Raw genomic sequence first — 22,729 nt, 5'->3', positions numbered from 1 at the left:
GCTGCCGCCTGGCCATGGCGCCAGGCGGCGAGTGTTTACAACACCGGATAATTCTGTAATGAAGGGAGTCAGGCGGCGTTCGCCTGAGTCCCCATCTCGGCCAGTGCGTCCGACCGCAGTTTCGCCTTGATGTTTTCGGCCAGGCGCAGGCTCAAGGCGACGATCGTGAGTGTCGGAAACGCCCAGCCGCCGGTCGGGAACACGGAACTGCCGGCTATGTGCAGGTTGGCTACGCCATGCACCTTGCCGTGGCGATCGACCACGCCTTTCTTCGGGTCGTCCGCCATCCGCGTCGTGCCCAGGTGATGGGCGGTGGTGTACATCGGCGGTACTTGGCTGCCGTCGCGCAACCAGGCCTCCGGCTCGAATCGACCCCCGCATGCGCGAGCCACGTTCTGGCCGAACATTTCCGCTGCCACGCGGTAGGTGTGGAGGTCGAGCTCGGTAAGCCGCCAATCCACGCAGATCTTCCGCAGGCCCAGGGCATCCCGGTCATCGCCAAGCATCACCCGGCTCTGGGGATTCGGCGCCTGCTCGAAAAAGCCGACGAGATCGACATGATCGCTTTCCACGCTGGGGCGGTCGTTCAACTTGTTCACGAACGCCCGCAGGATATCGACGGCGCCGATGCCGGTGCGCAGCGCCAGCATCGCGGGCGAGGCATCGGATGGCTGCACCATTCTCGGGCGGTGGTTCAAGGCGGTGCAGAGTCGCTCCTCCACCGTCGGCTCGCTCCCGGTGCGACGCCAGCTGGCGCGCAGTTGCCGCAAGGCCTGCAAGCCACGGGGCACTGTCCTTTCCACCGGAAACGCGTGAACGCGTGCGTTCAACAGCTTGCGGGCACGCTGCACCTCATCGGAGAGCGTGATCTCCGGATAGGAGGGAACATCTCCCTTGCCCAGGTCACGGTCGTACGGCCGTATAACCTGATCGCCACCCTCGCCGAAAATCGCGCCTAGCCTGCTGCTGGGGTGGTCCATGAAATAGCGGCCGACGACATCATGGTCGTTGCCGAGTCCGTTGGGTGCCACGGCATTGGAAAGCAGCAGCGCTCGCGCGTTCTCCAGGCCGCCGCAGGCCAATACATAGTGGCGCGCGTGAACCATGCTGCGGCGCCCGGCGACCGAGCCGATAACCGCGCCTTGCACGACGCTGCCATCGGGTGAGGTCCGCAATTCCAGCAGGTTCGCGTGCAGCAGCACCCGGATATTCGGTGCGCGCTCCAGTTCGCCGCGATAGGCGTCGCTGAAGATCATGGGGGTGCTGACGAACGTTCGATTGACCAGCCCGCTGGTTTCGTCGAAGGCGATTGGCGGGCGTGGCAATGATTGCAGAAACGAACCCGATTCGAAGGCCTTCTCGCCGATACCGCAGAACTTCTGCGCTTGGCGGTAATGCGGTTCGAGTTCGGCGTAGGAAATGGGCCAGCCGCTGTGCGGTACCCAATCACGCTCGGTCAGGTCGAGCTCGGCCAGTGGAATGCACCCGCCGCCCCAGAGATTGCAGCTTCCGCCGAACGCCCGCATGCGTGATGTCGACGCATCGAACGGCAACGGCCCAATGGACGAACCTTCATACAGCGCTTGCATTTCATGCTCACCAGCAAGGCCGCCACCTTCGATGAGACAGACATTCACCGACGTCCCTACGAACGATTGTGCAATGGCGATGCCTGCGGGTCCTGCGCCGATGACGCAAAGATCCGCTTCGATATCTGTGGTAGACAAACCATCCTGGTAGTCGACTATCACTCGCGAATCTCCCTGACGCACGGTTATATGCCGCCGCCCCTGCTGCCCCCAGCGGCGGAAGTATATGCAAGTTTTCCGGCGGTGTTGAATACATCGTCAGTCCGATGGCTCGAACATTCCGTCGTCGTTCGCCCCGATCCGCAAGTGGTGGCACCGGTACGGTGAATTGATTCGCGCGTATATGCGCTTTCCCGCGCATTGCCGTTGGCTGGTTTTTGCCGATACCACCGCGTGTCGGTTCGCAACGTCGCGCCCTTGATCAACACCTGATCTTCTACCCGCACAGCTGTGGCCTCGGCTGTCGGCACGGCGCGGGGAACCGATCCTCACCGGGGGTTCGACGGAAGACGCTGGTGCACTGCGCTGGCGGCCAGCGCGGCATGGCCCACCGCCACGCTGATCTGGTTGAGCCCGCTGACCACATCGCCAATCGCATACAAACCCTCCACGCTGGTGTGCATCCGTTCGTCCACATGCAGCGCCCCAACGGCATCGAGCCGCGCGCCGAGTGCGCGAACCAGCGCGCATTGCGCTTCGGCGCCAAGCACGGGGTAGAGCGTATCCATGCGCAGCGTGGTGCCGTCGCTGAAATCCGCCTGGCAACCGCCGGCGCGCAGCGACAGCCGGGTGGGCGCGGGGTACAACGTGATACCGGCACGGTCCGCGCGCCGCCGCCATGCGTCATCAAGCATGCCGGGTTCATCTATGACCAACGCGGCGACCTTGCGTGAAAACGTGCGCAGGAATTCGGCATGGTCGAGCGCCTCGGCGGCCGGGGCGAGTACGCCGATCGCTTCGTCGCGGGCTTCGTAGCCATCGCAAACCGCGCACAAGCGCACCACGCCGCTGTGGATGGCGTCATCCACGTCCGCCATCTCGGGCAGCCGGTCGACCACGCCGGTGGCCAGGATCACATGACGTGCCCGCCATTCGCACGTTCCATCACCGGCGACAAAGGCAGGGCCCTCTCTGGCCAGGGTCTGTACCTGCGTTTCCACGATCGGTACACCGTATTCCCGTGCGTGGGTGCGATAACGTGCCAGCAATTCGTTGCCAGCTACGCCGAAGGGAAAGCCGGGGCAGTTGTGGCTGGCCGGAATCCAGCGGGCGCGGCTCTGGCCGCCGTCCAGCACCACGATGTCGCGCCGGAACCGCGCCAGGTAGGTCGCCGCCGTGAGTCCCGCGGGACCGGCGCCGATGATCAGACAGTCGTAGGTGTGGGCCATGCGGAGCGTCCGGACGAGGTGGTCACACAGCTTGCCGGCCCGGACCGTGAATGCAACGTGCGCATCGGCACCCGCAAACATCGTGCAAACAGGCCGGTCACGGCCTGTCGACCGCCCTCGTCGTACAAACGAAACGCCTGCACGCCGCAGGCTTGCGGAGAGTTGGCATGGATCACAATCGCGTCGAGGGTACGAAGCACGAGGTCAAGGGTGCCGTGAAGGAAGTGGCCGGCAAGGTCACGGGCGACAAATGGCAGGAAGCAAAGGGCGCCGTGGAGAAAAACGTCGGCAAGGTCCAGAAAAAGGTTGGCAAGGCTAACGACGACGCCAAGCGGGAAGCCGACCGTCGCCATTGACGGCGCTTGATGGCCCGGCCAGGGATTGGCCAGGGTCGGTTGTCACCGGCCGCTTGCCGAGAAACCGATGGCGGGCTGCAGCCATCGCGCCCGCTCGTGGCCTGGTCAAGGCTCGGCCGGCCGCGGGCGGGCGGTCTTGCGCGGCGCGGCGGATTTGCGCCGGGCCGCCATGTCCAGCGTGATCCAGGTCGGTGCGTGATCGCTGGGATGGGGCAGGTCGCGTACCCAGCGATCGACGTTGGCATCTTTCAGCCGCGGCGCCAGATCGGCGCTCAGCAGCAGATGGTCGATGCGAAGGCCCGAATTGCGCGGCCAGTGCTGGCGGAAATAATCCCAGAACGTGTAGATGCGATCATCCGGGTGACGGGCACGCAAGGCGTCGGTCCAGCCTTGCGCCAGTAGTCGCTGGTAGCACGCGCGGCTTTCAGGTTGCAGCAGGGCATCCTTCAGCCATGAGCGCGGGTTGTAGATGTCCTCGTCGGTGGGGACCACGTTGAAATCACCCGCCAGCACCACCGGGTGACCGCTCTTGTAGAGGCGCGCGGCGTGCTTGATCAGCCGCTCGAACCACGCCAGTTTGTAGTCGAATTTCGGCCCCGGTTGCGGGTTGCCGTTGGGCAGGTAGAGGCAACCGACCATGACGCCATGCGCCGCCGCCTCCAGGTAGCGGCTCTGTTTGTCGGCCGGATCGCCGGGCAGGCCGCGCCGGCTTTCCACCGGGTCGCCACCGCGGGCGAGAATCGCCACGCCGTTCCAGGAGGTTTGTCCCTGCCACAGCGCACCGTAGCCGGCGGCGCGGATCTCGGCGATCGGAAACGCATCATCGGGCGCCTTCAGTTCCTGCAGGCAGACGATGTCGGGCGTCTCGCGCTCCAGCCATGCCAGCAGGATCGGCAGTCGCGAGCGGATGCCATTGATATTGAAAGTGGCGAGCTTGAGCGGGGACACGCGACGGCTCCATCGGGATGGACTGCCGGATGCTAGCGGGCGCGATGGTGCACGCGCAGTGAGCATGCAGGCGCTGGCTTTCACTTTATCGGTACCGCCGGTGTAGTTCGCTGGCCCTACGCCGTACTTCGGCCAGCCGGGAAAGCATGCGTGACCGATCCCTCCCCATCCGTCGCCAACAGCGCCCTCGACCCGGCGAAGGCCCAAGATGAACAAGTACAGCGCGCCATGCGGCAGCGCTCGCGCGACTGCGGCGATGAAAAGCCGCCAGCGGTACCGCGCCGGCACAAGTTCTGGCTGGGGACCTATGCGTTGGCGTTGATTGTGCTGGCGGTGGTGTTTTACCTGTTGCGGCTGCATTACTTCGATTTCGCCGCGCGCTACGTTCCGCTGCTGCGGCGAGCCAGCGTGGGCGCGATGGCAATCGTGTTGACTCTGGCGGCAGCCAGGCTGGCGCGCGTTTACGCCATCGAGCGGGCGGAGACGGCGGTCACCCGCTACAACCTGCGCCGCATCCTGCGCCTGGTGGTGTACGTGGTGCTGGCGTCCATCGTGGTTTCGGTGTTGTTCGCCAACTGGTACGCAGCCGCCGCTTCGCTGGGACTTATCTCGCTGGTGCTGGGTTTTGCGTTGCAGACGCCGATCACCAGCTTCATCGGCTGGATCTACATCCTTGCGCGCGAGCCCTATCGCGTGGGCGACCGCATAAGCATCGGCGAGGCCACCGGCGATGTCATCGACGTGACCTACCTGGATACGACGCTGTGGGAGGTTGGCGGGCCCTATGTCTCCACCGATCATCCCAGCGGGCGCCTGGTGAAGTTTCCCAATGCCAACGTGCTGACCAGCGCCATCTACAACTATTCATGGCCGGTTTTTCCGTATATCTGGAACGAGATTTCCTTCCAGGTGGGCTACGACAGCGACTTTGAGTTCGTGGGCCGGGTGATGCGCGAGGCGGCGGAGGCGGAACTGGGCGAGGCGATGATCGAACGCGTGCAGGTTTTCCGCGACATCCTGGCGTCCACCCCGGTGGACCAGGTGCAGGTGCACGAGCGGCCGTCGGTGCTGTTTCGGGTCAACGCCAATACCTGGATCGACGCGATCGTGCGCTACGTGGTGGATCCCAAACAGGCCGGCAGCGTCAAATCCCGCCTGATCGCCGCAATGCTGCAGCGGCTCAACGCCGAGCCGGAGCGGGTGCGCTTTCCCAAAGGCGACAGCCGTTAGGAAACATCGCCAGTCTTGCCCGCTTCGCGCACCCTAAAGGCCAGGCTGATGCGCGGCCCGATGGGAGCGCGTTGTTTGAGAATGGCGTGATCGTAGTGGAGCTGGGTTTCCCAACTCATCAACAGCGCACTGCCGGCGTCCAGATCCACCCGCAATACATGGCGCGGTGGCTGCTTGCCGCGGATCGTCATGGTGCGGGTGGCGCCGAGCGACAGCAACACGATCGGCTGGCCTCTGATGATATCCGCGAGCTTGTCGTTGTGTGGCGCCACGCTGTCGTGCTGGTCGCGGTAGAGATTCAGGCCAATACTGTCGAACGGTGCGCCGAAGGCGGCGCGAACACGGCCAAGGGCCTGTTGCAACACGTCGGGAAGCGCCGGGTCGTCGGTGCGGAAATGCGCACGCAATCGCGGTACGTCCACTTCACGTTCGTACATCACCCGACGGCCGCTCTTCCACACGATGCCGTCGTGCAACGCCCGGAACCACTGGGCTGCGGTTTGCGCATCGATGAGGTCCGGCGTCAGCGTGATCTTGCCGCTGACATCGTCGAGCAGTATCCGCGTGCCGCCCGCATCGAAAAGACCGGCCTGCTTCATGATCAGGCCCGTGGAGCGCGTTCGCCGGCGAAGCGGATGGGGGAGGCGGGCATGACGGCAGCGCGGTGTGCAGGGGGTGCTATGGTGCGAAAACACATGGACACGCGAGGTGAAAGCACGGCCGGCTAACGAAAGATCAACGCATGCGCAGGCCACTTCGGACATGCTGGTGTCTTCGGCGTGACGCGGGGCCGTGAACGATCCGGACCGCTTTCAGTCGAACCGCTTGTGCAATGGCAACGACGGAGTACGCGTGAAAAAGAAAACATCGGTGGCAAGTTGGGTGCTGGCTGTGGTCGTGGTGCTGGTGGTTGCGGTGGTGGCTCTTTATGTGTCGCACAAGATGAAGCAGCAACCGCCCGCGGCCGGTGAAACGGCGCCATCGGCCACAACGCAGGTCGCACCAGCGATGGCGACGTCACCCCGCCATCCGATCACGCAGGCGGCGGTGCCAGCTACTGCGTCCACTGCCTCACTGCCGCCGCTCGGTGAAAGCGACGACGACGTGATCGCCGCGCTCATGGCGCTGACAGGTGGAGACCAGGGGCGTGATTTGCTGGTATCGACGCGGGTGGTGGCGCGCATCGTCGCCACCATCGATGCCTTGCCGCGGCGTGCAATGGGTACGTTGATGCTGCCCGCACACCCGCCCAAGGGTGCGTTTGCGACGGTCGAAACCGATGGCCATATCACCGTGGCCGCGCAGAACAGTGACCGCTACACGCCTTATATCGAGGTGATGCAGCATGTCGATCCGGCGCAGTTGGTCGCCTGGTATGCGCGTGCATACCCCATGTTCCAGCAGGCTTATCAGGAGCTTGGCTACCCCCATGGCTATTTCAACGACCGGTTGATTGTGGTGATCGACGACCTGCTGGCGGCGCCGGAGCTGGCACAGCCGGCACTCCTGTTGCGATCGAAGAGCCATTACGTGTTCGCGGATCCCGCGCTGGAATCCCTTTCGGCGGGCCAGAGGCTTCTGTTGCGTACGGGGCCGGCCAACGAGGCGTTGATCAAGGCAAAGCTGCGTGCCATCCGCGCGATCCTTGTCGGCACCGATTTGCCGGCCGCCGGACGTAGCGCGTCTGGCGCTTCTTCCGGCCCAGGCTAAAGATCACGGCGCATCCGCCGATCAGGTATGTACAGGTACACGGTGCTGGTTGCGGTTGCAATTGCAAGGCCTGCCGCAATGGAGGGTCGGTTGGTTGAGACCATCGACCCGGGAGCACACCGCTTCGACCGCTCGGTACCTGAAAGCGGGGCGAATGTGCAAAAGCGTCTGATCGATCCATCGGATCTCAAGATTGGCGAACCGTTGCCATGCGATGCCTATGATGTGAAGGGCACGCTTCTCCTGCGCCGCGGTCACGTGATAACCAGCGCAAGCCAGATCGAGAAACTGGAACGTCATGCGTTGTGGGCAGGGGCGACGCCCACCCACGAGCCCGCGGCGCCGGAACCCGACCGAAACCCGTCGCCGCTGTCGCTCATTCTCGGTGCACGACGCCAGTTGCAGTTGTTGTCCGCCGCGCCGGTCGGAGACGAGGTCTCCACGCCGCTGTTGCAAGTGGCCGCCACGGTGCAGCGTGCCTGCCGGGCCAACGCGGATGTCGCGCTGGCTTCGATCCTGATGCATCGCGAGGGTTCCTACGCCATTCGCCATTCGGTGAACGCGGCCATCGCATGCCAGATCGCCGGTGTAGCCATGTCGTTCTCCGCGGCCGACCTCGCCACCGTGGTGGCGGGGGCCTTGACCATGAACTTCGGCATGCTCGATCTGCAGCAACGCCTGCAGGAAGTGGGCGAGTTGAACGACGAACAGCGTCGTGACGTGACCGGTCATTGCGAACGCGGCGTGGACTGGCTGCAGCAGCGCGGCGTTGGCGACGAACGCTGGCTGGAAATCGTGCGCGACCATCACGAGCGCCCGGATGGCAGCGGCTACCCCGCAAAGAAATCCGGCGACGCCATTCACCCGTTGACCCAGTTGGTATCGCTGGCCGACATCTATTGCGCGCGGGTTTCCAGCCGCGCCTGCCGCAGTGCCATGCTGCCCAACGTGGCCTTGCGGCGGCTCTTTCTCAACGAGGGGGCGGCGGTGAACGAGCATCATGCGGCGCTGTTCATCAAAACCCTGGGTATTTACCCGCCGGGCACCGGCGTGCGTCTGCACAACGGCAGCATTGCGGTGGTCACGCGCCGGGGCGCCACCGACCGCAATCCGCGGGTGTCCTCGATCACCACCCAGGACGGTTTGCGCATCGGTGCGCCGATTCGTCGCCATGGCGACCCCACGGCTCACGCCGTGACCGAGGTGGTGGATCTCGACGAGCTGGGCATGAACGTAAGCATGGAAGCGCTGTGGGGTTCGGACGCCGCGCTCTGAGATTGCCCGCCGGGCTGCCGCACTAGTACGGTGAACCGTCCTTGTGGGTATAGGCAGCGTCACCGGCGGGCGCATGCAGGTCGACATCCGGATAGGTGCACGCGTCGTCCGGATGGCGCGAGCCGATTTCCAGATACACCGCGTTGACCTTGCCGCGATTCAGCAGCTGATGGCCGTCCGCCACGTTTTTCGGAAATGCGGCGCAGTCGTGCGCGTGCAGGGTTTGCTCGCCCGCGTCGGTCACCAGCACCACGTCGCCTGACAGCACGTACACGAATTCGTCCTCGTGGCTGTGCCAGTGCCGCTGGCTGGATGAGGCGCCTGGCGGCAGCGTGGTGAGGTTGACGCCGAAGTCCTGCAAGTTGCCGGCATTGCCCAGGGCCAGCTTGATGCGTTTGCCGGCCTGTTCGGCGAAAGGGGCGGGGTAGTTCGAGCCGGTGCGTTCGGGGACACTGGCAATATCTATTTTCGGCATCATGTACTCCGGTAGGGTTTGAACTTGCCCGATCACTAACATGATCCGCGCTACAGTGCCGTCATGGATGCAGGAGGTTCGTGATGACGCGTTGGCTTTTGTTGCTGGCGATCTTGCTTGCGCTCACTGCGACGGCGGCACCTGCGCCGACGCCAGCGAACTCGCCGATGGTCGCCCGCGTGTCGCTCAACGGACCGATCGGCCCCGCCGCCGCGGAATATTTCGACGATGCCTCGGAACGCGCCGTTGCCGATGGCGCGGTAGCGATCGTGCTGCAGTTGAACACGCCCGGCGGTCTTTCCGATTCCATGCGCCAGATCATCGCCGGCATGCTGGCGAGCAAGGTGCCGGTGCTGGCCTACGTGGCACCGGGCGGAGCGCGGGCCGCCTCGGCCGGAACCTATATTCTCTATGCGGCCCAGATCGCCGCGATGGCGCCGGCCACCCATGTTGGCGCGGCAACGCCGGTAAAACTGGGCGGCAGCACGCCGATGCCGCTGCAGAAGCCGGATGCCGGGCCGGCGGCGGCATCCAGTTCGGGCAAGGCCGCGGCGTCCGAGGACGCCGAATCGAACAAGGTCCTCAACGATTCGATCGCCTATATCCGCTCGCTGGCACAACTGCGTGGGCGCGACGCGGCCTGGGCCGAGCAGGCAGTGCGCGGCGCCGCCACCCTGACCGCCAGCGAGGCGGCGCAGAAGCACGTCATCGATTTCGTGGCGAACGACGCCACCGACCTGCTGGCCAAGGCCAGCGGGCGCCGCGTGCAGGTCGACGGCGAGACGGTCACCCTGCAGTTGGCTGATGCCACCGTGCGTGATTACGCGCCGGGTTCGCGCAGCCGCTTTCTCGGCATCATCACCAATCCCACCATTGCCTATCTGTTGCTGTTGGCCGGCATCTTCGGGCTCGGGCTGGAAGCCCTGCATCCCGGCGCCATGCTGCCGGGCATCGTGGGCGGCATCGCGTTGCTGGTCGGTTTGTATGCGTTGCAGTTGCTGCCGGTGAATTACGCCGGCCTGGCGCTGATGGCGCTGGGCATCGGCCTGCTGGTGGCCGAGGCGGTGACGCCCACCGTCGGTGTGTTTGGCGTGGGTGGACTGGTTTCTTTCGTGTTGGGGTCGATGATGCTGATGAATACCGGCGTGCCGGGTTATGCGGTGAACCTGGGGGTCATTGGCGGTATCGCGGTATGCGCCGCGGGTCTGCTGGTACTGGTCGTATGGCTGGTGTTCCGCTCGCGCCGCTCGCTCCAGGTGACCGGCGACGACGCCATGCGCAGCGATGTCGCCGAGCTGCTCGAACCGGTGGGGGACAACAACGAAACATGGGTCCTGGTGCGCGGCGAGCGCTGGCGCGCCCGCTGCGCAACCGCCCTGCCCAGCGGCGCGCGGGTGCGTGTCGTCGGGCGGGAGGGTTTGCTGTTGCGGGTCGAGCCCCTCTGAAGCGCTCGGAAAGCGGCGCCGCGGGCCATTCCGCGGTGCCGTTCCAAAAACTGTTGATGGGAGAGAGTCATGTTTGGATTTGTCGGTGTCCTGGTCATCATCGCGATATTGCTGCTGTTCTCCGCGGTGAAGATCCTGCCGGAGTACCAGCGCGGCGTGATCCTGACGCTGGGCCGCTATACAGGCACGCGCGGGCCAGGCCTGGTGCTGCTGTTGCCGGTGGTGCAACAGATGATCCGGGTGGATCTGCGCATCACCGTGATGGATGTGCCGCCGCAGGATGTGATCTCGCGTGACAACGTGTCGGTGCGCGTCAACGCGGTGGTGTATTTCCGCGTGGTCGAGCCGGACAAGTCCGTGCTGCAGGTGGAGAACTTCCTGCAGGCCACCAGCCAGCTGGCGCAGACGCGGTTGCGTTCGGTGCTGGGTCAGCACGAGCTGGACGAGATCCTGTCGCAGCGCGATTCGATCAACCAGACCTTGCAGGCCATTCTCGATGAATCCACCGACCCGTGGGGCATCAAGGTCGCCAACGTCGAGATCAAGGATGTGGACCTCAACGAGACCATGGTGCGTGCCATCGCCCGCCAGGCCGAGGCCGAGCGCGAGCGCCGAGCCAAGGTGATCCATGCCGAGGGCGAGATGCAGGCAGCCGAAAAGCTGCGCGATGCCGCGGCGATGCTGTCGCAGCAGCCGCAGGCGTTGCAGTTGCGCTACCTGCAGACGATGGCCGACATGTCGCACACCGGCAAGTCGTCCACCATCGTGTTCCCGTTGCCGCTGGATCTGATCCGGCCGCTGATGGAGGCGTTCCCCGCCGCCATGCGCGCCAAGGATGACGACAAGCCGATCACCTGGTAACCGGGAAGGGCGCCGGCTGGGAGCGTGGGCGGTGGAAACCAAGGGAGCGAGGCGAAGCGCTTTTGAGTCGGGTTTTTCGATCGTTTGAGGAAGATAGCCGTAGCTATCTGACGAAAAGGAGCGGAAAACCCGGCCAAAAGCGCAAAGCTGCAGCCCCTTGCGTTTCTGCCGTCCACACTCCTGGGCTGGCGCCCTTCGTGACTATCGATCACGCGGCGCATCAGGCGCACAATCGGCGCTCCCCCCTTCGATGCAGGAGTACGTCATGCGTCTGACTGTTCTCGCGGCGTTGCTTGTTCTCGCCTTGCCCTCGGTGACCCTGGCTGAAACATCGGCCCCCACGGTTTCCGATGCCGTCGCCAAGGCCGTTGCCGATCCCGCGCGGCAAGCCGACCAGTCCGATGATGCCCGGCGCAAGGTGGCGCAGGTCATGGCCTTCACCGAGGTGAAGCCGGGCCAGAACGTGCTGGAGCTGATGCCCGGCAGCGGCTATTTCACCCGCGTATTCAGCGCCGTCGTGGGTACGCAGGGGCACGTGTATGCGGTGGTGCCGAATGAATACGCCAAGGTCGACGATGAAGGTGTCGCGACGATCAAGGCATTGGCGGCGAACCCGCATTACGCGAATGTGAGCGTGCTGACCCAGCCGGCGGCGATGCTGCGCGCACCGGAATCCGTCGACCTGGTGTTCACCTCGCAGAACTACCACGACTATCCCGACCCGTTCATGGGCAAGGTCGATCCGGTGACGCTGGATCGGCAGGCGTTTGCGGCGTTGAAGCCGGGTGGCGTGTTCGTGGTGATCGACCACGTGGCGCCGGCAGGTTCGGGCATGCGTGATACCAACACGCTGCACCGCATCGATCCGGCGATCGTGAAGACGCAGGTGGAATCGGCCGGCTTCGTGTTCGATGGCGAGAGCGATGCGCTGCGCAACCCGGCCGATCCGCACGACATCAAGGTGTTCGACAAGTCGATACGCGGCCACACCGACCAGTTCATGTACCGGTTCCGCAAGCCCGCGAAGTGATGCGTGGATGGTGTCGCGGCGGGATGTGATACGTCCCGCCGCAACATTGTCCACGATGCTTCAGCCGCCGATGACGCCCAGCTTGCGACCCACCCGGGTGAATGCCGCAATCGCCCGGTCGAGTTGCTCGCGCGTATGCGCCGCGCTCATCTGCGTGCGGATGCGTGCCTGGCCCTTGGCCACCACGGGGAAGAAGAAGCCGGTGACGTAGATGCCTTCGTCCAGCAGGGCGTTGGCCATGGCTTGCGCCTTGGGTGCGTCGTAGACCATCACCGGCACGATCGGATGCACGCCCGGTTTGATGTCGAAACCCGCGGCGGTCATCTGCTCGCGGAAATGGCGAGTGTTCTCCTGCAGCTTCGTGCGCAGTTCGGCGGCGCTGTCCAGCATGTCGAACACCTTGATGCCGGCGGCGACCACGTGCGGCGGCAGCGAGTTGGAAAAGAGATACGGCCGCGAGCGCTGGCGCAACAGTTCGATCACTTCCTTGCGGCCGGTGGTGAAGCCGCCCACCGCACCGCCGAGCGCCTTGCCAAGGGTGCCGGTGAAGATGTCGATCTTGTCCATCACGCCATGCACTTCCGCCGCGCCGCGGCCGGTGTCGCCGAGGAAGCCGGTGCAATGGCATTCGTCGATATGCACCATCGCGTTGTACTTCGCCGCCAGCGCGGTGATCTCAGCCAGCGGCGCGATCACGCCATCCATCGAGAACGTGCCGTCGGTGGTGATCAGCTTGGTTCGCGCGCCGGCCGCATCGGCAGCCTGGAGCTGGGCTTCCAGGTCGGCCATGTCGCTGTTGGCGTAACGGTAGCGCTGCGCCTTGCACAGGCGGATGCCGTCGATGATCGAAGCATGGTTCAACGCATCGGAAATGACCGCATCCTGCTCGCCCAGCAGCGGCTCGAACAGGCCGCCGTTGGCATCGAAGCAGGCGGCATAGAGGATGGTGTCCTCGGTGCCGAAGAAGGCGGCGATCTTCGCCTCCAGTTGCTTGTGCAGGTCCTGCGTGCCGCAGATGAAGCGCACGCTGGCCATGCCGAAGCCGTGCGTGTCCAGCGCATCCTTGGCGGCCTGGATCACCTCGGCGTTGTCGGCCAGGCCGAGGTAATTGTTGGCGCAGAAGTTCAGCACCTTGCGACCGTCTTCCAGCTCGATCTCGGCGGACTGCGGCGAGGTGATGATGCGTTCGGCCTTGAACAGGCCCTGTTCGCGGATGGTTTGGAGTTCGCTGGCGTAACGTGCCTTGGCTGAGTAGCTCATGGGGATTCCGGCCGATGGGAAAGCTCGATTTTGACCGCTTGGCGCGGTGCAGGGAAGGAAGCCCGGCACGGTGTGCGGGGCGCTATTGCTTCAGGCTGAAATCCGCGCGCGTGCTCTTGCCCTTGTCGTCGATGCCATTGGCGTCGAGCTGCGGTTGCTGCAGTGATACGCGTGCATCGTCCAGCTTGCCCTTCAGCCACGTTTGCACGGCTGCGGCGCGGCGCTCGGCCAGCGCGCGCATGGCCTTGGCGTCCACTGACACATCGGTTTCCATCAGGCTGCGCATTTCGTCGGGTTCGAGCGACTTTTTCAGGCCGAGGAAGTTGCGCGGCTTGTCCTGCAGATCGTCATGGCGATAGGCGCGACGCAGGTATTTTCCGTACTCGTCGGGGGTGACGTTGACCGCTGCCAATGCGGCGTCGGACGTGTCGGCGTCCTTGCCTTCGGTGTTCAGCAACTTTTCGCGGCGCACCAGGTTTTCCACCGTGACCTTGCGCAAGCCGTCCTGGTCCTTGCTTGGGTCGACCCGGCCGATGATGCCGAGCTTGAGCGAGGGTTTCTGTTGCAGCAGGGTCACGATCTTGCCCAGGCGCGCCTGTGCCGCCGTGTCGAGTACGGCCGAGCCCGGCGCGAACTCGACATAACCGAGGTCTTCGTCGCTGCCGCCAAAGGCGCCGGCCAGCAGGCGGAACGGGGCAGTGGCGGCCTTGGCGATCAGGTTGCCGATGGCGCGCCAGATCAGCCCGCCCATGCTGAATTGCGGGTCGTCCAGTGAGCCGGACACCGGCACGTTCACGTCGATGTTGCCCTGGGTGTCCTTGAGCAACGCCACCGCCAGCTTCACCGGCATGTGCTTGATGCCAGGGCTTTCGTCGCGCGCGCCGAAGGTGAGCTGGGTGATGAAGATGTGGTTGTCAGCCTTGAGCTTGCGGTTGTCCAGCATGTAGTGGACGTCCACGTTGAGCTTGCCGGCGGTGATCGGATAGCCGGTGTAGCGGGTGGAGTAGGCGGCGAGACGGGTCAGTTCGACCTCGTTGGCCTTGCCCTTGATGTCCAGGAAGGCCACTGGTTGCAGCGGGTTGATACTGCCGTCGATGTCCACCGGCGAATTGTCGTCCAGCGCCGCCTGTACCGACAGCGCGGCCGGCGGGTCGCCCGGGGTGGTGCCGAACGCGCCGATCCTGCCGGTGAGCTTGGTGAGGTTGGCGGTGTAGTTGGGTTTGATGAAGTTGTCGGTGTAGTTGAGTTGGCCGTTGACCAGGGTGATGTCGCCGATATGGATGTCGGGCGGAGGCGTGGCTGGCGCGGAGGTGGCGACTGTCGCGGTCGACGTGGCGGCGGGAGCTTGCGGCAGTGGTGTCGGCGTGGCCGGCGTGGCCGGCGTGGTGCCGGCGGCGCGGGTCACCGACACCGGTGCGGCTTCGGGTGAGGCAACCACGTCGGCCAGGTTCAACTTGCCGTCCGCGTTGACGATCATGCGGGCGTAGAACGAGGTGAGGGCGAGGGCGCCGATGTGTATGCGTGGAGCGTCCTCGCCGACCCTGGCGTCGAGGTTCACGGCGCTGAGCGTGCGCCAGCGCAGGAAGTCGTCATCGGTGAGCTTGTCCTGCACGCGCACGCGTTCCAGCGCAGCGTTGCCTTGGTAGCGCAGCTTTGGAGTATCGCCGCGGCCGTCGTAACGCAGCTTGCCGTTGCTGGTGAGCCGGGCGGCGGCCACGGTCACGTTCAGCGGCACGCTGATGTACGGCTCGAAGCGGGCGATGTCCAGCCGCCTGGTTTGCAGTTGCAGATCGGCGCCCAAGGGCGAGGGCCGCAGCTTGCCGGAGGCGGCGAACGTGCCGCGATCGATAGTGCCCTGCAGCTTGAACGGACGTGCGTCGCCCAGCTTGTCGTTCAGGTTGTCGATGCTGCCCTTGAGCGACTTCATCTGCAGGCTGACCGGCTTGGCGCCAGCGGCGAAGTCGGTGAAGGCGAGCGCGCCATCATCGAGACCGAGGTGGGCGATGCTCCAGTGCCAGGGCTGGTCGTGTTCTGCCGCGACAGCGGCCTTTCGCTGGCCGGCCGGTGCTGCCAGCAGTTCCAGCAAGCTGAGGTCGCCGTTGTGCTGCCGCTGCAGTTTCAGGTCGAGCTTGCTGACGGTGACCGTGCCCAATTGCGCCTGGCGGCTGGCCAGGTCGAGCAGGCGCAGTTCCGCCTGCAGTTTGCCCCAGGCCAGCGGCGTGCCGTGTTCCTTCGACGGTGCTTCAAGCGCGAAGCCACTTACCGTGGCGTGCGCGTCGGCCAGGTGCACGTTGAACGCCTTGCCCCAGTCGAGCTGCAACTGACCGTCGGCGTCGAGCTTGCCCTTGGTGACCTGAGCGGCCATGGGCGGCGCCATGGCTTGCAACGGGGCCACATCCACCTGCTTGAGGCCGAGTCGGGCGGCCAGCCGGCTGGCGGCCAGATCCAGCGTGCCCTTGGTCGACAGCGTGCCGCCGCCCAGCCGGGCGGCCAGATCGATGCGGCCGGCGGGAGCAGGTTGCAGGCTCAGGCCCTGCAGCGTGCCATGCAGGTCATCCAGATCGAGCTTGTGCCTGGTGGCGTCGGTGTAGCGGATGGTGCTGCCAGCCAGCGCCAGCGAGGCGATGCGCAGATCGGTCGGCGTCGCGTCGGGCGCGGCTGGTGCTGAGCTGGTGGTCAGGCTGTCGAAGTTGCCGTGGCCGTTGGCGCCTTGGGTGTAGTGCAACTGCGCACGGTCCAGTTGCAGCGCACCCAGGTGGTAGCGCGAAAGCAGCGGTTGCACGTCGGCCAGCTCGACGCGGCCGTGGCCGAGTTCGAGGATCGGCTCGCCGCGATTGCTGGCGAGCGCGAAGTCGTCCAGTTGCAGGTGTCCGGTCAGTTGGAGTTGGGGCGTTGGCCTGGTTTGCGCGAAATGCAGCTCCAGGTCGCCGCTGAGCCGCCCTTTGGGCACGGCCACCGGCAGTGGCACGGGAACGTAGGTCAGGTAGCGCGGCAGGTCCAGCTGGTCGAGCTGGAAGTGCATCACTGCTTCGCGGGTATCCGTGAAGGGCTTGGTGTAGCCGTCGATGCGCAACGGGCTGCCGTCTACCCGCAGTGACAACAGCGGCTGCACAAACACGTCGGTGTCGCTGGGCAGGTTGGCGATGAAGGGAATGCCCAGCTCCAGTTGCTCGACGTGGTGGCTGGCCTTGGTCAGCTGGTCATCGAACTGGATGTCACCCGCGTGCACGCCGATGTTGGAGAGCGAGAAGCGCGCCGGTGGCGCCTTCGGGTCCGCGGGCTCGGAAGCGTAGCGTTCCAGCAGGTCGGTGAAGTTGAAGCGCCCGTCGGCAGTGCGCACGATGTGGATCCGCGGGTGCTGCAGGCGCAGCTCGTCCAGCACCGGCGCGCGGCGGAACAGCGAGGTCCACGAGACGTTGATCACGGCTTCGTCGACGTCCACGAAGGGCGCGCGGCCGTCGTGGTCGGCGATGTGCAGCTGGTCCAGCTGCAGACGCAAGGTGAACGGGTTGAAGTGCACCGCGCTCAGCGTCACCGGCCGTGACAGGGCAGTGCTGGCACGCTTCTCGATCTGGCCGCGGATAATCGGCGGCGCGGCGAGGAAACCCAGCAGGCCGAACACCACCAGCACGATGGCGACGATCAGCGCGATCTTGCGCGCGCGATGCGACTGGTACAGCTGCCGTGCCTTGTCGCGGGTTGTCGCCAGGTGGGCACCTGCCATGGAGCGAAGGGCATTCATGCGAACTTTCCGGTGGCGTCATGGGCCGGCAACAGCCTGCCGGGCCTTCCTTGCAGCCGGTGGCGGCCGGCTACGGGAAGTTTACGCAGATACCGTAATGCGGGTGCCGGTGATGCGTCGCAATCGTTCAGCTCCAGGAGCAGACGATCTTGCCGCACTGGCCCGCATCCATCAGGTCGAAGCCGCGCTGGAAATCGTCGATGGCGATCTGATGGGTCAGCACTTTCTGCAGCGGAAAGCCGGTCAGCACCATTTGCGTCATCTTGTACCAGGTCTCGTACATCCTGCGGCCGTAGATGCCTTGCAGGGTGAGGCCCTTGAAGATCACCTTGTCCCAGTCGATGCCGGCGCCGCGCGGCATGATGCCGAGCATGGCGATCTTGCCGCCGTGGTACATGCAGTCGAGCATGTCGTTGAACGCGCGCGGGTTGCCGCTCATTTCCAGGCCCACGTCGAAACCTTCGATGTGCAGGTCCTTCACCACGTCGCCCAGCGACTGGTTGGCCACGTTGACTACCCGCGTGGCGCCCATGTCGGCGGCGAGTTTCAGCCGGTAGTCGTTGACGTCGGAGACCACCACGTTGCGCGCGCCCACGTGTTTGCAGATACCGGCGGCGATGATGCCGATGGGACCGGCGCCGGTGATCAGCACGTCCTCACCGATCAGGTCGAACTCCAGCGCGCAATGCGCGGCGTTGCCGTAGGGGTCGAAGAACGCGGCCAGCTCGGACGAAATCTGGTCGGGGATAGGCCACAGATTGGAGGCGGGCATGCTCATGTATTCGGCGAACGCGCCGTTGCGGTTCACGCCGATACCGACGGTGTGGGGGCACAGATGCTGGCGACCGGCGCGGCAGTTGCGGCAGTGGCCGCAAACGATGTGGCCTTCGGCCGAGACCCGGTCGCCGATCTTGTAGCCGGTGACGCCGGGGCCGATCTCCACGATGCGTCCCACGAATTCATGGCCGATGGTGAGGCCGGGCTTGATCGTGCGTTGGCTCCACTCGTCCCACTTGTAGATGTGCAGGTCGGTGCCGCAGATCGCGGTTTTCTCGATCTTGATCAGCACTTCGTTCGGGCCGACCTCCGGCACCGGGACTTCTTCCATCCAGATGCCCTGTTCGGGCTTGCGCTTGACCAGCGCCTTCATCATCTTGGGCATCACGGTTCCATGATCGGCGCGCGCTCTCGCGCATGCTTCGATTATAGAACCGCGCTGAAAAGGGCCGCCTGCCGAAAGTCACGCGCCTTGCGCGATGGCGCGTTGCGTTCAGTCTTTGTCGTCGCGCCACAGCGCCTGCCAGCCCGCGTGGCCCAGCCGCTCCAGGGTGGCGATGTTGTTGCGGTAGATGGCATCGGTGTCACTCATCGATTCCATCGCCCGCTCCACGCTCGCCTCGCGCAGCAGGTGCAGCGTGGGCCAGGGCGAGCGGTTGCTGAAATTGGTGATGTCGTCGGGGCTGCTGTCGGCAAACTGGTAGTCCGGATGGAAGCTGGCGACCTGCCATATGCCTTCCAGCCCCAGCGTCTGCAACGCTGCGTCCGCCACGTCGAGGAAGTCGTTGTAATCCAGGAAATCGGTGAGCACGTAAGGATGGATCAGCAGGCCGGTTTCGCACTCTTCGGGCGTCAGCGCGTTCAGCGATTGCAGTTCGCCGCAGAGATCATCGAGCAGCGCGTCGGTGTCGCGTGCATGGCTGACGCGCATGCGCAGCTTGCCCTGCACGTGTGGGGCACGGGCGAATGGGCAGAGGTTCAAGCCGATCACGGCGCGCTCCACCCAGCGCGTGGTGTCGGCGATATAGGGCGCGTCCTCGGGCAGGGCGTCGGCGTTGAGGCTGGGTGTATCGGGCATGGGCGTTTCCGCGGATGTTGGGTGTGGCGGACTATAGCCGCATGGGCGTTACGGCTCGCGGCATGTGACGACGCCTTGCAAGGCATCGTCGCCGACCGGATATAGGATGGGTCTCTCCTGCCGATCGGCCTCCGCATGCTCAAGCTGCGTTTCGACAATGCGTTTGTCCGCGAATTGCCCGCCGACCCCGAGCGGGGTGCGGGCTTGCGCCAGGTTGAAGGCGCGCTGTATTCGCTGGTCGAGCCCACGCCGGTGGCCGCGCCGCGGTTGCTGGCGTATTCGGCAGAAACCGCGGCCCTGCTGGGTATCCGCGCGACGGACATCACCACGCTGGCTTTCGCGCGGGTATTCGGCGGCAACGCGCTTTTGCCGGGCATGCAGCCGTTCGCGGCCAATTACGGCGGCCACCAGTTCGGCAACTGGGCCGGCCAGTTGGGGGATGGGCGCGCGATCTCGCTGGGCGAGGTGATCAATGCAGCCGGCGAGCGCTGGGAAGTGCAGTTGAAAGGTGCCGGACGCACGCCGTATTCGCGCGGTGCGGACGGGCGCGCCGTGTTGCGTTCGTCGATCCGCGAATTCCTGTGCAGCGAGGCCATGCATCACCTGGGCGTGCCGACCACGCGCGCGCTCAGCCTGATCGACACCGGTGAGGCGGTGCTGCGCGACATGTTCTACGACGGCCATGCTGCGCCGGAACCGGGTGCCATCGTGTGCCGTGTGGCACCCTCGTTCATCCGTTTCGGCAACTTCGAATTGCCGACGTCGCGAGGCGATGACGCGTTGCTGCGGCAACTGGTCGACTTCACCATCCGCCGTGATTTTCCCGAGCTTGGCGGGGAGGGCGAGGCGCTGTACGGCGAATGGTTCGGGCAGGTGTGCGAACGCACCGCGCGCATGGTGGCGCACTGGATGCGGGTGGGTTTCGTGCACGGCGTGATGAACACCGACAATATGTCCATCCTGGGTCTCACCATCGATTACGGCCCCTACGGCTGGATCGACAACTTCGATCCGGACTGGACGCCCAACACCACCGACGCGCAGCGTCGCCGTTACCGCTTCGGCCAGCAACCGGACGTGGCGTGGTGGAACCTGAGCCGGCTGGCCGGCGCGCTGGCGCCGCTGTTTTCGGGTGTCGAACCCTTGCAGGCCGGGCTGGATCGCTACGCCGCCGCGTATGCCGCGGCCGACCGCGCCAACATCGCGGCCAAGCTGGGCCTGGTCGAATGCCGTGACGAGGACGTGGCGTTGATGCAGTCGCTGCACACGCTGATGGCGCGGGCGGAAGTGGACATGACGCTGTGGTTTCGCGGATTGAGCGACATCGACCCTGACGCGCCCACGCTGGCGCCCATGGACGACGCGTTCTACGACGCCTCGAAGCGGCGTGACGCGGAGCCGGCGCTGGACGAGTGGCTGAAGCGCTATGTCGAGCGCCTGGCCACCGATCCGCAAACCGTCGCCCAGCGCCGCGAGCGCATGCGCACGGCCAATCCCCGCTACGTCTTGCGCAATTACCTGGTGCAGAACGTGATCGACCGGGCGCAAGCCGGTGATGCCAGCGGCATCCAAGAACTGCTCGACGTAATGCGGCGGCCTTACGACGACCAGCCGGGGCGCGAGGCGTTCGCGCAGAAGCGCCCTGACTGGGCGCGGCACAAGGCGGGATGCTCGATGCTTTCGTGCAGCTCCTGAGACGGGCGGCGTGCTGCCGCCCGCGCAGGTTCGTCCGGCTTATTCCACCGTCACCGATTTGGCCAGGTTGCGCGGCTGGTCCACGTCGGTGCCACGCAGCACGGCCACGTGGTAGGCCAGCAACTGCAGCGGCACGGTGAACACGATCGGCGCGATGAAGCTGCCACCGGAAGCCACGCGCAAGGTGGCGCCGTTTTCGGTCATGTCGTCCATGCCGGCCGCGCCGTCGGCGAACACGATCAACCGGCCGCCGCGGGCACGCACTTCCTGCAGGTTGGATTTCAGTTTGTCCAGCAGCGGGCCGTTCGGCGCCACCGCCACCACCGGCATCTTCTCGTCGACCAGCGCCAGCGGGCCGTGCTTGAGCTCGCCGGCCGGGTACGCCTCGGCGTGGATGTAGGAGATTTCCTTGAGCTTCAGCGAGCCCTCCAGCGCCACCGGGTAATGCGCGCCTCGGCCCAGGAACAGGGCGTGCTGGCGATGGATGAATTCGGCCGCCAGTTCGACGATGGCCGGCTCCAGTTTCAGGGCGTCCTCGATGGCGCGCGGCAGGTGTTGCAGCTCGGTGCACAGTTGCGCATGACGCGCCGGGTCCATGCCGTTGCGTTGCGCCAGTTCCAGTGCGAACAGCGCCAGCGCGGCGAGCTGGGTGGTGAAGGCCTTGGTCGAGGCGACGCCGATTTCCGGGCCGGCGCGGGTCATCAATTTCAGATCCGCCTCGCGCACCAATGACGACTCGGGCACGTTGCAGATCACCAGCGTGCCGAGATAGCCGCGGCGGGTCGACTCGCGCAGCGCCGCCAGCGTGTCGGCGGTTTCGCCCGATTGCGAAATGGCGACCAGCAAGGTGTCCGGCGGCACCACCGCGTCGCGGTAGCGGTATTCGCTGGCCACTTCCACGCTCACCGGCAGGTGGGCGAATTCCTCGATCCAGTATTTGGCGACGAGGCCGGCGTGGTAGCTGGTGCCGCAGGCGATGATGTGCACGCCGCGCGTGCGGCGCAGCAGCTCATCGCTCTCGATGCCGAAGATGTTGGGCAGCACGCCGTGCGGCCCCAGCCGCGCCTCCAGCGTGTCGGCCACGGCGCGCGGCTGTTCGAAGATTTCCTTCTGCATGTAGTGGCGGTACTCGCCACGCTCGACCGCATCGGCGGACAGCTCGCTTTCGTGCATGGCGCGCTCGACCGGCTGGCCGTCTAGGCCGCAGATCTGCACGCTGTCGCGGGTGATCTCGACCACGTCGCCTTCGTCGAGGTAGATGATCTTGTTGGTCACCTGGATCAACGCCTGCGCGTCCGAGCCCAGGAAATTCTCGCCAATGCCCAGGCCCACCAGCAGCGGTGCGCCGCGGCGGGCGCCGACCACGCGGTCGGGCTCGTTGCTGCTGACCACGGCGATGGCGTAGGCGCCTTCCAGTTCGCGCACGGTAGCCAGCACGGCATCACGCAGTTTCAGTCCGCTGCTCAGTTGACGGTCGATCAGCGCGGCCATCACCTCGGTATCGGTTTCCGAGGTGAACACGTGGCCGGCCTGCTGCAACTCGGCGCGCAGGCTGGCGTAGTTCTCGATGATGCCGTTGTGCACGATTGCCACGTGGCCGGCGATGTGCGGATGGGCGTTGGCCTGGCTGGGCACGCCATGGGTGGCCCAGCGCGTGTGCGCGATGCCGGTGCCGCCGGGCAGGGGGGCAGCCAGGTAAAGCGCTTCCATCTCGCGCACCTTGCCCTTGGCGCGCACGCGCTGGATATCGCCACCGGCCAGCACGGCCAGGCCGGACGAGTCATACCCGCGATATTCCAGTGCCTTCAGGCCAACGATCAGCAATGGCGCCACATCGCGCTGGGCAACGGCAGCAACAATTCCACACATC

The 22,729-nt window shown here is 65.4% G+C and carries 18 protein-coding genes; 8 read left to right on the top strand and 10 right to left on the bottom strand.

The genetic code is table 11. The features are described 5' to 3' along the window. Window positions 1-68: 68 nt before the first annotated feature. Complete coding sequence (locus tag ASD22_RS04275) at window positions 69-1,751, bottom strand: GMC family oxidoreductase (RefSeq protein ID WP_235577516.1); 1,683 nt, start codon at window positions 1,749-1,751, stop codon at window positions 69-71. A gap of 326 nt (window positions 1,752-2,077) precedes the next feature. Next, on the bottom strand, window positions 2,078-2,977 hold the full coding sequence (locus tag ASD22_RS04270; RefSeq protein ID WP_056080948.1) for an NAD(P)/FAD-dependent oxidoreductase: 900 nt from the start codon (window positions 2,975-2,977) through the stop codon (window positions 2,078-2,080). Window positions 2,978-3,144: 167 nt separating this feature from the next. Between ASD22_RS04270 and ASD22_RS04265 the strand changes: the two genes are divergently transcribed. Beyond that, entirely contained in the window at window positions 3,145-3,333 is a 189-nt protein-coding gene (locus tag ASD22_RS04265) for a CsbD family protein (RefSeq protein WP_056079336.1), read from the top strand. Window positions 3,334-3,438: 105 nt separating this feature from the next. On the opposite strand, the gene xth is transcribed toward ASD22_RS04265, so the two are convergent. Continuing rightward, window positions 3,439-4,281: an exodeoxyribonuclease III gene (gene xth / locus ASD22_RS04260; RefSeq protein ID WP_056079333.1), complete on the bottom strand. Its 843-nt coding sequence runs from the start codon at window positions 4,279-4,281 to the stop codon at window positions 3,439-3,441. Between the two features lie 150 nt (window positions 4,282-4,431). Between xth and ASD22_RS04255 the strand changes: the two genes are divergently transcribed. Beyond that, on the top strand, window positions 4,432-5,511 hold the full coding sequence (locus ASD22_RS04255) for a mechanosensitive ion channel family protein (protein WP_056079329.1): 1,080 nt from the start codon (window positions 4,432-4,434) through the stop codon (window positions 5,509-5,511). Here the strand turns inward: ASD22_RS04255 and ASD22_RS04250 are convergent. After that, window positions 5,508-6,275 carry an alpha-ketoglutarate-dependent dioxygenase AlkB gene (locus ASD22_RS04250; protein ID WP_235577515.1) on the bottom strand — a complete coding sequence of 256 codons (768 nt, stop codon included), beginning with the start codon at window positions 6,273-6,275 and terminating at the stop codon, window positions 5,508-5,510. The genes ASD22_RS04255 and ASD22_RS04250 overlap by 4 nt on opposite strands. 28 nt (window positions 6,276-6,303) lie before the next feature. Here ASD22_RS04250 and ASD22_RS04245 point away from each other — a divergent pair, with 28 nt between their 5' ends. After that, complete coding sequence (locus tag ASD22_RS04245; RefSeq protein WP_235577514.1) at window positions 6,304-7,221, top strand: DUF3014 domain-containing protein; 918 nt, start codon at window positions 6,304-6,306, stop codon at window positions 7,219-7,221. A gap of 258 nt (window positions 7,222-7,479) precedes the next feature. Continuing rightward, the gene (locus tag ASD22_RS04240; RefSeq protein WP_235577513.1) at window positions 7,480-8,496 is read left to right on the top strand and encodes an HD domain-containing phosphohydrolase; all 1,017 of its coding nucleotides are present in this window, start codon (window positions 7,480-7,482) and stop codon (window positions 8,494-8,496) included. Window positions 8,497-8,518: 22 nt separating this feature from the next. Here ASD22_RS04240 and ASD22_RS04235 read toward each other — a convergent pair whose 3' ends face one another. Beyond that, window positions 8,519-8,971, bottom strand: coding sequence for a cupin domain-containing protein (locus tag ASD22_RS04235; protein ID WP_056080939.1), 453 nt, complete (start codon window positions 8,969-8,971; stop codon window positions 8,519-8,521). 83 nt (window positions 8,972-9,054) lie between these two features. On the opposite strand from ASD22_RS04235, the gene ASD22_RS04230 reads away from it, so the two are divergent. The 3 genes from ASD22_RS04230 to ASD22_RS04220 all read left to right on the top strand — a co-directional run bounded on the left by ASD22_RS04230 (window position 9,055) and on the right by ASD22_RS04220 (window position 12,307). Continuing rightward, window positions 9,055-10,416 (top strand): nodulation protein NfeD, encoded by a 1,362-nt coding sequence (locus ASD22_RS04230; RefSeq protein ID WP_056079322.1) that lies wholly within the window; start codon window positions 9,055-9,057, stop codon window positions 10,414-10,416. Between the two features lie 69 nt (window positions 10,417-10,485). Continuing rightward, window positions 10,486-11,277, top strand: a complete 792-nt coding sequence (locus tag ASD22_RS04225) for a slipin family protein (protein WP_056079319.1) — start codon at window positions 10,486-10,488, stop codon at window positions 11,275-11,277. 265 nt (window positions 11,278-11,542) lie between these two features. Further along, window positions 11,543-12,307, top strand: coding sequence for a class I SAM-dependent methyltransferase (locus ASD22_RS04220; protein ID WP_056080936.1), 765 nt, complete (start codon window positions 11,543-11,545; stop codon window positions 12,305-12,307). Between the two features lie 60 nt (window positions 12,308-12,367). Here ASD22_RS04220 and kbl read toward each other — a convergent pair whose 3' ends face one another. The 4 genes from kbl to ASD22_RS04200 form a co-directional block, all read right to left on the bottom strand. Further along, complete coding sequence (gene kbl, locus ASD22_RS04215; RefSeq protein WP_056079316.1) at window positions 12,368-13,567, bottom strand: glycine C-acetyltransferase; 1,200 nt, start codon at window positions 13,565-13,567, stop codon at window positions 12,368-12,370. Between the two features lie 82 nt (window positions 13,568-13,649). Then, window positions 13,650-17,309, bottom strand: a complete 3,660-nt coding sequence (locus tag ASD22_RS04210) for a DUF748 domain-containing protein (protein WP_056079313.1) — start codon at window positions 17,307-17,309, stop codon at window positions 13,650-13,652. A gap of 127 nt (window positions 17,310-17,436) precedes the next feature. Beyond that, window positions 17,437-18,459: an L-threonine 3-dehydrogenase gene (gene tdh, locus ASD22_RS04205; protein ID WP_056080933.1), complete on the bottom strand. Its 1,023-nt coding sequence runs from the start codon at window positions 18,457-18,459 to the stop codon at window positions 17,437-17,439. A 120-nt stretch (window positions 18,460-18,579) separates the two neighbouring features. Next, the gene (locus ASD22_RS04200) at window positions 18,580-19,164 is read right to left on the bottom strand and encodes a DUF1415 domain-containing protein (RefSeq protein ID WP_056079310.1); all 585 of its coding nucleotides are present in this window, start codon (window positions 19,162-19,164) and stop codon (window positions 18,580-18,582) included. A gap of 135 nt (window positions 19,165-19,299) precedes the next feature. Here ASD22_RS04200 and ASD22_RS04195 point away from each other — a divergent pair, with 135 nt between their 5' ends. Then, complete coding sequence (locus tag ASD22_RS04195) at window positions 19,300-20,859, top strand: YdiU family protein (RefSeq protein WP_056079307.1); 1,560 nt, start codon at window positions 19,300-19,302, stop codon at window positions 20,857-20,859. Window positions 20,860-20,898: 39 nt separating this feature from the next. On the opposite strand, the gene glmS is transcribed toward ASD22_RS04195, so the two are convergent. After that, entirely contained in the window at window positions 20,899-22,728 is a 1,830-nt protein-coding gene (gene glmS, locus ASD22_RS04190) for a glutamine--fructose-6-phosphate transaminase (isomerizing) (protein ID WP_056079304.1), read from the bottom strand. Window position 22,729 lies beyond the last annotated feature (1 nt).

Origin of the sequence: Rhodanobacter sp. Root480 (assembly GCF_001426645.1) — a bacterium.
Lineage (GTDB): Bacteria > Pseudomonadota > Gammaproteobacteria > Xanthomonadales > Rhodanobacteraceae > Rhodanobacter > Rhodanobacter ginsenosidimutans.
The sequence above is the reverse complement of the archived record's forward strand: the minus strand, read 5'-3'. Positions and strand labels throughout refer to the sequence as shown.